The organism is Cryptosporangium japonicum (assembly GCF_039524755.1).
Taxonomy (GTDB): domain Bacteria; phylum Actinomycetota; class Actinomycetes; order Mycobacteriales; family Cryptosporangiaceae; genus Cryptosporangium; species Cryptosporangium japonicum.
Map to the genome: position 1 here is coordinate 106,605 of NZ_BAAAGX010000022.1, position 8,751 is coordinate 115,355.

The following is an 8,751-nucleotide window of genomic DNA, read 5'->3' on the forward strand; positions in this document are numbered from 1 at the left end:
GTGTGCCTCCTACTTGAGCGAGCCGGCGGTGGTACCGGCGGCGACGTACCGCTGCGCGACCACGAGCAGCACGACCGCGGGGATCGACGCGAGGACCGCGGTGGCCATCACCGAACTCCAGTCCTTCACGAAACTTCCGACGTACGTGTACAGACCGAGCGTCACCGGGCGGACGTCCTCGGTCGTGGTGAGCGTGAGCGCGAACAGGAAGTCGCCCCAGGTGAACAGGAACGTGAAGAGCGCGCCGGTGACCAGCGCGTTGCGGCTCATCGGCAACACGATCGACCGGAAGGTCCGCACCGGTCCGGCGCCGTCGACCCAGGCGGCCTCGATCACCTCGCGCGGCAGCGCGCCCATGTACGCGCGCAGGATGAGCATCGCGAACGGGATACCGGCGGTGGAGTCCGCGAGGATCAGGCCGAAGTACGAGTTCAGCAGACCCAGGTCGTTGTACGCGGTGTACAGCGCGTTGGCCACGACGATGCCCGGCACCATCTGGCTGAGCAGAACCCCCAGCAGCACGATCCCGGCGCCGCGGACCCGGAAGTGGGCCAGCGCGTAGGCCGCCGGCGTCGCGATCAGCAGACTGAGCACGACGCTGCCCACCGAGATGATCAGGCTGGTCAACAAGTGACCGCCCTGGTCGCGGAGCGCCTTGGAGTAGCCGGAGAAGTCCAGCTCGACCGGCACCCACGGCGTGAACGCCGCCCCGCTGGAGGGCTGCAGCGAGACGTTGACCATCCAGTAGATCGGGAACAGCACCACGGCCAGGATGAGCACCCCGCCGGCCGTCCAGCCCCAGCCCTTCATGCTTCCCTCCGGGCCGAGCGCAGGTAGACGAACGCGAACACCAGCGAGATCGCGATCAGGATGTTGCCCAGCGCCGCACCCTGCCCGAAGTCGAACTCCACGAACGACAGGTGGTACGACTGCGTCGCCAGCGTCTGGGTGGCGTTCGCCGGACCACCCCGGGTGAGGCCGAGGATCAGGTCGAGCACCTTGATCGTGTAGACCAGCCCCAGCACCAGGACGACGTTCACCACCGGTCGCAACAGCGGCCAGGTGACGTACCGGAACGCCCGCCAGCCGGTGGCACCGTCCAGCGCCGCCGCCTCGTACAGGTCGGGCGGGATGTCCTGCAGCCCGCCGTACAGGATCGTCGTGTTGAACGGGATCCCGATCCAGATGTTGACGATGATGCAGGCGATCAGCGCGAGCGAGGTGCTGGTCAACCAGCCCGGGCTACCGGGGATCACCCGGTTGAGCGCCCCGTTGTCCTGGTCGAGGATCCAACGCCAGATGGCGCTCGCCACGATCAGCGGGATCAGCCAGGGCAGCAGGATCAGCGAGCGCAGCAGCCCCGACAGCGGGAACCGCCGCCGGAAGTACAGCGCGATCCCCAGGCCGAGCACGAACTGCCCGGCGATCGACGCCACCGTGAACACCGCGGTGTTGAGCAGCGCCTGGCCGAAGACCGACGAGCCGATCACCGCGCTGTAGTTCGCGAACCCCACCCACGGTGCCTCGCCGGTGTAGAACGTCGAGGTCGTGTACTCCTGGAAGCCCATCGCGAGGTTCTTGACGATCGGGTACCCGAAGAACAGCACCAGGTAGGCCACCGCCGGCACCAGGAACAGGACTTCCAGCGCCCGGTGCCGGCGACGTGAATCAACCATTCTGTGCGTCCTGCAGCGCCTTCTGCGGTGTCGCGCCGCCGGTCAACGCGGCCTGGACCGCCGTGTAGATCTTGGTGGCGGCCTTCGGCCAGTCGGCGCCCAGCTCACCGGTGCGCGCGCGGGCGTCCTTCACCAGCGTGCTGAACGCCTTCATGGTCGGCACGTCGGCGACGAACTTGTCCTGCAGCGAGGTCTTCGTCGGGACCGTCTGCCGCTCCTTGGCCAGCAGCAGCTGGTTCTCGTCGCTGTTGAGGCACTCGACGATCTTCGCGGCGTTCTTCTGCTTGTCCTTGTTGCCGGTGTTCGGGACCGTCCAGGTCTCGCCGCCGAGCGGGGCCACCGCGGTGCCGCCGGCCTTCGGCGCCGGGATCGGCACCACGTCGTAGTGCAGGTTCGTGTCCTCGTTGAGCACCGGGAACTGCCACGGGCCGTTGACCATCATCGCGGCGTTGCCGGCCTTGAACTGGTCGTTGACGTCGGCCTGGGTCCAGTTCAGCACCGACTTCGAGGCCGAACCGTCCTTCACCAGATCCACCCAGAGCTGCAGGGCCGCGGCGGTCTCGGGCGTGGCGATGTTCTTCTCGTCCCCGCCGTTGGACCACATGAACGGCAGGAACTGCCAGGTGCCCTCGTAGTTGGCCGGTGCGGAGAACCCGATGCCGTACTGCTTGCCCTTGGTGAGCTTCTTCGCCGCGGCACGCAGCTCTTCCCAGGTCGTCGGTGGCTGCACGCCGGCCGCGGCCAGGATGTCCTTGTTGTAGAACAGCCCGATCGTGTTCGTCACCGGCTGCAGGCCGTAGAGCTTGTCCTTGTAGGTCGACGCGGCGACGACGCCGGGCACGTACCCGTCGGCCTTCAGATCGTAGTCGCTGAGCGGGGAGAGCGCCCCGGTCGCCGCGATCTGCTGCAGGTCGGGGTTGTCGAGCATGAGGACGTCCGGCAGCGTCCGGGACGAGCTCTGCTGCAGCACCTTCTGGATGAGGGTGTCGCCGGGCACCGCCTCGCGCTGGATCGTCACCTTGTTCTCGGCGGCGCAGGCGTTGAGCACCTTGGTGTAGACGGCCTTGTCGGGTTCGTTGTTGTAGTAGTCGAGGACGCGTAACTTGGTCGGGTCGCCGCCCGAGCCGCTCCCTCCGCCGCCGCACCCGGCGAGCGCGAGCGGGAGCGCCAGAGCCAGTGCGGCCGCGGCGCGAACCATCGATCGACGCTGATCCATGAGCTGGGTCCTTCCGTGATGAGGGTTGATCGTCGATGCGTATCGATGAACGGCACGTGGGAGCGCCCCGACCCGGGGGAAGAGCTACGGGCCGGGCAGTACCGTCTGTCGTCGGGTGAGCTTCGGGGTGATCAAGTCGATCCGGGGTGGCGCCGTCCGGTCCTCGAGCAGGCGGAACAGCGTCTCCATGGCCCGCCGGGAAACGTCCCTGGGCTCCAGCGAGACGTTCGTGACCGGCGGCTCGGCCTCCGCCGCCGCCGCGTCGGTGAGCAGGCCGATCACCGACAGGTCCCGCCCGGGCACCAGGCCACGGGCGTTCAGCGCGTGCAGGAGCGGCTGAACCGTGTTCGACGCCGGGACCACGACGCCCAGCCGCCGGGCCTCGATCGCCGCGAGCCGCGCCGCGGCGCCCCGGGCAGCTTCCCGGCCCCACTCGACCGGAGCGATGACCTCCAGCGGCAGGCCGTGCGCGTCGGCCGCCGCCCGGGCGGCGTCGGCGAAGCGCCGGACGTAGTTCAGGTCGCGGTGCACGATGTCGGCCGGATGGCCGATCAGCGCCAGGCGGTCGTGGCCGGTCGCGGCGAGCTCACCGACCGCGAGCCGAGCGGCCTCGGCGAAGTCCAGGTCGACGCAGTGCATGCCGTGCGGGTCGGCCGGGACGCCGATCAGGATCACCGGCGTGCGGACGTTCGCGGCGACCGCGAGGCGATCGTCGACGGTCTGCAGGTCCATCAGGATGATCGCGTCGCACAGCGAGCGGCCGGCCAGCCGCCGGATGCCCGCCGAACCCTCGTCCGCGGTCACCAGCAGCACGTCGTGGTCGCGGGTACGGGCGACGCCCGCGATCGTCTCGATGAACGGCAGCAGGCCGGTGGTGTCGACGCCCACCCCGAACGGCACCACCAGCCCGACGACCGTCGTCCGCTGGCTGGCGAGCGCGCGGGCACCGGCGTTGGGCTCGTAGGTGAGGCGGTCGATCGCGTCGAGGACGCGGCGGCGGGTCTCGTCGGAGATCGGGCGCTTGCCGCTCATCACGTACGAGACCGTGCTCTGCGAGACGCCGGCGAGGCGGGCGACGTCCTTGCTCGTGAACGTGCTCAACGCGACCTCCCCGGAGCTATCGATGCGTATCGATGGCGGCGAGGTTAAGCCGTTCACCGTCGTCCGCGCAAGGGTCGGGTTTCAGGACCGCCCGTCCGGGCGCTCGACGATACGGACGACCCGGACGATCGGACCGACCTCCAAAGTGGCCACGTTGCCCCACTCGACAACGAGTTCGCCGTCGGCGGTGGAGTACTGCAGACGCCCGCCGCGATGGAGATCCTGACCGAACCGGCGCAGCGCGTCCTGGGGCGAACGAGCCACCACCCGAACAATTCGGGCGGTACCGTCAATCGCGACCCGCACCCAGAATTCACGTGCCGGTTCCGGACTGTTTTCTGACGGGTGTTCGCGCTGCATAGAGGCACCGTATCGAACTCGCGTTCGAAAGTTCGTGCGGGTGGTACCGGCGCGCCCGCCGGGATGATCGGGGTGTCTGAGTAGGTCGGGACGCCGAGTAATCAGGCGGGGTCGCGAGCCGATTCACTCACGTTCCTTCGGGACGTGAGCCCTACTTACTTGGCGTCAGCTCGTGCTTTTCTGACAACTACTCTTCAGAATTGAATAGGCACCCTCAGCGACGAGGGTTGGGGTTTCGGGGTTCTACTGGTCCGTGGCGACGGGATCGGAGACAAGATCATGGGTCGTTACGTCAAGAAGCGCGGGGACGACGCGGAGACGCAGTACTGGTATCCGGGCCAGAAGGTCGACTGGATGCAGGGTGCGATCGCCATCGGCAGCGGCGCGATCGCGGGGGTGGCGATCCGGCTGGTCTCCGGCAGCACGATGTGGGGTGCCGCGGTCGGGTTCTCGGTGACCGCCGCGCTCGCCGGCATGTACCTCGGCCGACGCGACGCCCGTGCGCTCGCCGTCACCGACACGAGCCGGTTGTCGGGGCTGGTGCTGATCGCGATGGCGTTCCTGCGCGCGCTGGCCAAGGGGTCGGGTGCCGCGCTGGCCGCGATCGTCATCGCGCGGGCGGCCACGCCGGGTGTCTGGACCGAGTGGATCCTGCCGCTGGTGCCCGCGGTGATCGGCGCGGTGGCCCACCACCTCGGCATGTTCTACGAGAACCTGGAGAAGGCCTCGCAGGTCAAGGTCAAGGCCTCGGAGTCGGAGCTGGCGAAGTTCGCCGCCGAGATGCGCAAGGCCAAGGAGACGCAGGCCGCGGCGGCGCCGGTGGAGACCCCCACCGAGGCGCTGCCGCCGGTTCCCGAGCGTCAGGACATCCCGGCCGCGTCCCTGCCCGGCGAGGTCGACGACAAACCGCGGTGGCCGCAGCGCACGGGTCCGGAGACGGCCAGTTTCCAGTCCGAGAGCGGTGCGGTGTACTCGCGGCGCCGACCGGCTGATGCGCGGGGCTGAATTTTTTTGCACACTCGATGAATGCGCTGGTGGGAGCCCCGTGACGGCTGGCTGACGAGAGCCCGCCGAGGTGGCGCCTACCAGCGCTTCGTCGATCGCACCGACGACGTCATGCTCGGGCTCTCCGTGGTGTTCGTCGTCGTGCTGGTCTGGCCGGTGCTCGACCGGAACCTCTCGGCGTCGGCCCGGGAGTGGTTCCACTGGGCCGACGTCACGATCTGGGGCATTTTTGTCGTCGAGTACCTGACCCGCTTCGTGCTGGCGCCCGAACGGGGGCGATTCGTCCGGGATCATCTCCCGGACCTGGTCGTCGTCCTCATTCCTCCGCTCCGGGGCCTGCGGATCGTCGCGGTGCTGCCGCGGCTGCTGGGGCTCGTCAGCATGGTGGGGCGGCTCTCCCGGCAGAGCCTGGCCGTGCGGACCGGCACCTACACCGCGATCCTCGCGATCGGCGTCCTGTTCGCGGGCGCGGTGACCGTCTACGGCGCCGAGCGCGACAACCCCGACGCGAACATCCGCACGTTCCCCGACGCCCTCTGGTGGGCGATGACGACGATGACGACGGTCGGGTACGGCGACCGGTTCCCGGTGACCGCTCAGGGGCGGGCGATGGCCGCGGTGCTCATGCTGGCCGGCATCGCGATCCTGGGCATCGTCACCGCCAGCATCGCGGCCTGGTTCATCGGGCAGTTCACCGCGGTCGCCTCCGCGGTCGAGGAGGAGGTCGATCGGGACACCGAGATGCTCTCCGCGGTGAGAGAACTGTCTCAGCGGTTGGAGCGTTTGGAGAGTCGACTTGACGACGTGGTGGGTCAAGTTGACGACACGCGACACGCCGAAAAGGGCAGAACCGGTACAGAACCGGCTCTGACGCGCGATGATCTAGGCATCTGACCGGGCAGAACGGCTTGGCACGACACCCGCCCCGAGGGCATCATGAGTGTCGACCTATCGATGGACGAGAGCGTTGGGGAAGGCGTACCTCGTTCCTTCGGGAGGTCTCCGGTGTCAGCACGTGGCGTTTTGTACGTCCACTCCTGCCCGCCTGCGGTGTGCCCGCATGTGGAGTGGGCTGTCGCACGGGTCCTTGGCGTGCCCGTGAATCTGAAGTGGACGGCACAACACGCCGATCCTACGACCCTGCGTACCGAGTCCCAGTGGACCGGCAGCCCGGGGACGGCCGGCGAGATCGCCACCGCGCTGCGCGCGTGGCCGATGACCCGGTTCGAGATCACCGAGGAACCCAGCCCCGGCGTCGACGGGGAGCGGATCATGCACGTCCCCGGCCGGGGTGTGCACCGCAGCACGATGAGCGCCAACGGCGACATCATGGTGTCCGAGGACCGCCTGCGTAGCCTGCTGGCCACCGCCGCCGGCCCGGATGCGCTCGCGCACGGCCTGGAGAAGCTCCTGGCCGCCGAGTGGGACCTCGAACTCGAGCCGTACCGTCACGCCGGCGACGGTGCCCCGGTCACCTGGCTGCACCGCACGGGCTGAGTACGGTGGGGCAGTGGCCCGTCACGCTCGGATTGCCCCCAGCCGTTTCGACCGCCCCGGGGGTGGATCCCGGCGACCGCTGTTCCTGGCGATCGCCGGTGTCGTGGTGGTCGGGCTCGTGGCCGGCGGTCTCTGGGTGACGCGTGACCGGTCGTCGTCGCCGGACGCGTCCCCGTCGCGGGCCGCTCCCGCCTCCGGGGACGCGGCGGCGCAGGCGCGGGCCATCGCCTCGAAGCTCGCGGACGTCGACTTAGTCGGGCAGATGCTCATGCCGTTCGTCTACGGCGACGACCCGGACGAGGTCAGCGACTCCACGCGCGAGCTGAACCGGGCCCGCACCGGCGCCGGCACCCCGTCGGAGATCATCACGAAGTACCGGCTCGGTGGCGTGATCCTGGTGCGCCGCGCCTCCGACGACCCGACCGCGCCCACGAACCCGGCGTCGAACATCGGCTCGCCGGCCCAGGTGCGGAAGTTCACCGACGGGCTGCAGAAGACCGCCGCCGAGCTGCCCGCCGGCGTCCCGCTGATGATCGGCGTCGACCAGGAACACGGCACCGTCACCCGGATCCGCGACGGGGTCACCCGGCTGCCCACCGCGATGGCGTTCGGAGCCGCCGACGACCCGGCGCTGACCGAGCAGGCCGCCGCCGTGTCCGGCGCGGAACTCGCGGCGCTCGGCATCGACGTCGACTTCGCGCCGGACGCGGACGTGATCGGCGGCCCCGGCAACACCGTGATCGGGTCCCGGTCGTTCGGCGCCGACCCGGCGCTGGTGAGCCGTCAGGTCGTGGCCTCCGTCCGCGGGTACCAGAAGGCGGGCGTGGCCACCGCGCTCAAGCACTTCCCCGGCCACGGCCACACCGACGTCGACAGCCACGAGGCGATCCCGGTGCTGGGGCAGGACCGCTCCACGCTCGAGAAGGACGATCTGGCCCCGTTCCAGGCCGGTATCGACGCCGGGAGCCGCATCGTGATGTCCGGGCACCTGGACGTCGAGGCGATCGACCCCGGCACCCCCGCCTCGTTGAGCCACAAGGTGCTCACCGACCTGCTGCGTGGCGAGCTGGGGTTCACCGGGATGGTGGTCACCGACGGGCTGGACATGAAGGCGCTCACCGACAAGTACTCGGCCGGTGAGGTGGCGGTGCGTGCGGTGCTGGCCGGCAACGACCTGCTGCTGTTGCCGCCGGACGTGAGGGGGGCCCAGCAGGCGCTGCTGGGGGCGTTGAAGTCCGGGCGGCTGCCCCGGGCGCGGGCGGTGGAGGCGGTGACGCGGGTCCTCACCGTGAAGCTGGCGTCGCGGCCGGCCGTGCCGGGGCTGGACACGCTGAAGTCGGCCGAGCACGTCGCGGCCGTGGAGCGCGCCGCCGCGGCGGCGGTCACCCTGCTGCGCGGCAAGTGCTCCGGTGCGCTGGTGCGCGGCCCGGTGACGATCACCGGCGGGTCCGCCGAGTCCCGCCAGTTCCTGTCCGCGGCCCTGGGCCGGGCCGGCGTGAAGGTCGGCGCCGGTGGGGACTCGATCCACCTGACCGGCTACCTGGACACCGCGGCGGACCTCCGCCCGGCCTCGGTGACGGTGGCCACGGACACGCCGTACCTGCTGGCCGCGGCGAAGTCCCCGACGCTGCTGGCCACGTACGGCACCGCGGAGTCCTCGATGAACGCGCTGGCCGCAGTACTGACCGGCCGAGCCAAGGCCCCGGGCCTCTCACCCGTACCCGTAGCGGGCCTACCGCGCTCCGCGTGCTCGTAACGGGTTCTTCGGGCTTCGGGGCTTCGGGTTCTCGGGGCTACGGCGGGTTCTCGGGGTTACGACGGGTTTTCGGGGCTACCGGGGCCGTTGTAGGCCTTGGATTCATATGGTCGTGGCAACACTCCTGTATCGGAGTGACG

General features: G+C 69.8%; 9 protein-coding genes. 4 read left to right on the forward strand and 5 right to left on the reverse strand.

Annotated features, from left to right (window positions below):
* Nucleotides 1-9 precede the first annotated feature (9 nt).
* From ABD437_RS27850 to ABD437_RS27870, 5 genes are all read right to left on the reverse strand, one after another.
* Nucleotides 10-810, reverse strand: a complete 801-nt coding sequence (locus ABD437_RS27850; RefSeq protein WP_344651900.1) for a carbohydrate ABC transporter permease — start codon at nucleotides 808-810, stop codon at nucleotides 10-12.
* Entirely contained in the window at nucleotides 807-1,676 is an 870-nt protein-coding gene (locus ABD437_RS27855) for a carbohydrate ABC transporter permease (RefSeq protein ID WP_344651901.1), read from the reverse strand. Before ABD437_RS27855 ends, ABD437_RS27850 begins: the two co-directional genes overlap by 4 nt.
* Entirely contained in the window at nucleotides 1,669-2,892 is a 1,224-nt protein-coding gene (locus ABD437_RS27860; protein WP_344651902.1) for a sugar ABC transporter substrate-binding protein, read from the reverse strand. The genes ABD437_RS27855 and ABD437_RS27860 overlap by 8 nt, the downstream gene beginning before the upstream one ends.
* An 84-nt stretch (nucleotides 2,893-2,976) precedes the next feature.
* Nucleotides 2,977-3,993 (reverse strand): LacI family DNA-binding transcriptional regulator, encoded by a 1,017-nt coding sequence (locus tag ABD437_RS27865; RefSeq protein WP_344651903.1) that lies wholly within the window; start codon nucleotides 3,991-3,993, stop codon nucleotides 2,977-2,979.
* 81 nt (nucleotides 3,994-4,074) lie between these two features.
* Nucleotides 4,075-4,353 (reverse strand): hypothetical protein, encoded by a 279-nt coding sequence (locus ABD437_RS27870; RefSeq protein ID WP_344651904.1) that lies wholly within the window; start codon nucleotides 4,351-4,353, stop codon nucleotides 4,075-4,077.
* Nucleotides 4,354-4,632: 279 nt separating this feature from the next.
* Here ABD437_RS27870 and ABD437_RS27875 point away from each other — a divergent pair, with 279 nt between their 5' ends.
* From ABD437_RS27875 to ABD437_RS27890, 4 genes are all read left to right on the forward strand, one after another.
* Entirely contained in the window at nucleotides 4,633-5,358 is a 726-nt protein-coding gene (locus ABD437_RS27875; protein WP_344651905.1) for a hypothetical protein, read from the forward strand.
* Nucleotides 5,359-5,379: 21 nt separating this feature from the next.
* The gene (locus ABD437_RS27880) at nucleotides 5,380-6,252 is read left to right on the forward strand and encodes a potassium channel family protein (RefSeq protein WP_344651906.1); all 873 of its coding nucleotides are present in this window, start codon (nucleotides 5,380-5,382) and stop codon (nucleotides 6,250-6,252) included.
* Between the two features lie 111 nt (nucleotides 6,253-6,363).
* Entirely contained in the window at nucleotides 6,364-6,855 is a 492-nt protein-coding gene (locus ABD437_RS27885; protein ID WP_344651907.1) for a DUF3145 domain-containing protein, read from the forward strand.
* Nucleotides 6,856-6,940: 85 nt separating this feature from the next.
* The gene (locus tag ABD437_RS27890; RefSeq protein WP_425558264.1) at nucleotides 6,941-8,611 is read left to right on the forward strand and encodes a glycoside hydrolase family 3 protein; all 1,671 of its coding nucleotides are present in this window, start codon (nucleotides 6,941-6,943) and stop codon (nucleotides 8,609-8,611) included.
* The last annotated feature ends 140 nt before the right edge of the window (nucleotides 8,612-8,751 follow it).